Consider the following 1514-nt stretch of genomic DNA (forward strand, 5'->3'; position numbering starts at 1 on the left):
TCAAGTTGCCGTTACCACCTTCTGACGGCACCAAGTTGGCCGTAAATTTATCGTTCAGCAGTGCGCCTTCTGTCAGTTCAAAGATGGTTGCATCGCCATTTTTGTATAGCGGATGACTCTTCGGCACTGAGATTTCAATCAGCGGATCATCTTTGTCTAACGGATAAGAGTATTTATCGGACAGTAAGTTACCTTTGTTATCGGTAATCTTTAGCCACGCTTTGTCGTGCTTTTCATCGGGTGGCTGAACCGTTACTTCAAACTCTTTTACATCACCCGCTTCACGAATATTGAATTTCGCACTGCCTTGAGCAAACGTCGTAGACGCTTCATAACTTTGTGCGGCAATGGATTTAGCGTCGTTGGTTTCCATCTTGATGATGGCAGCACCACTGCGAGTAGGACGCAGCAGCACTCGTTCGCCAGCGGCAAGGCCTTCGCCGATTTGCACTCTCATGCCATCCAATACGAAGGTAGAATCCGACTGGTCTATATCTATCTGAACTTGCTCGCCTTTCGGTGTTGTCACGCTGTAGCGATCACCATCGAAGCGCAGCGCATATTCGCCACCTTTCAACGCCGAAATATCATCGACATAAACGGCAACGTCCGCTTTCGAGTTTGGTGCAGTAAACACTCGTGATTTAGCCACCAGCTCAGAATTCACATCAGTGAAAACGTCTTTACCGATTTTGCCGTTGAGATCCAAACCTTGCGATTGCAGTTGGTTGACCTTGTAAGAGAATCCGGTAGCTAAGCGCCCCATTTCATCCAGCAGTTGCGGAATGTGTTTGTCACGCATGTCGAGTAGCGCGCCGATTTTGCCGTCCATGTCGTCGGCCTTAATCGCTTTGATGCCATCGCCTTCGACCATCGCTAGACGTCGTTGGTGCACGTCTGGGTAGCCATCAATCATTTTTAATTGGCTTGCCTCTGTGCCCGACACCAAGGTATGACCATTGCCGATGTGCACGTTGAAACCTTCAGCGTTTTTACGTGGGGTCACGGTGACCTTAGTGTATTCCGACAGCTCGGTAATCAGCTTTTCATGCTGATCCATCAAATCGTTATGTGGACCAGGAGTGCGCATCATCAAGCGGTGGATGTCACGAATTTCTAGCGCCAGTTGGTTAATGCGCTCAATGCCCATGTCCAATTTTTTATTGGTTACGTCTGACTGCAGTCGCACCGTTTCGTGAAAGTCGTTTAATGTGTCTGAAAAGATTTTTGCCTTTTCCAACACAACTTTACGCGCACCTAAATCGTTTGGTGTGTCAGCCATGGTTTTCACAGCATCAAACCACTCATTGAGGTTTTCTGGGATCTTCTTCGATGCAACAGAGCTCAACATGCTAGAAAGCATGTCTAAGTTATCTTGGGTATCCGTTTTATTCGCATTGCTTGTAGAGGACAGGTTGAGTTCATTAACGGCAAATTGGTCCCACGAGCGGCGAACATTTTCCACATGCACACCCATGCCGTAGGTCGAACCACCAAACATACGTGGATCGTTG

1 protein-coding gene is annotated in these 1514 nt (G+C 47.8%); it reads right to left on the reverse strand.

Features of this window, described 5'->3' with window-relative positions:
• A partial coding sequence (locus R7P72_RS24160; protein WP_318110850.1) for a FlgK family flagellar hook-associated protein occupies positions 1–1514 on the reverse strand: 1514 nt, incomplete at both ends.

This window comes from Vibrio sp. Vb0888, assembly GCF_033338835.1.
Taxonomy (GTDB): domain Bacteria; phylum Pseudomonadota; class Gammaproteobacteria; order Enterobacterales; family Vibrionaceae; genus Vibrio; species Vibrio alginolyticus.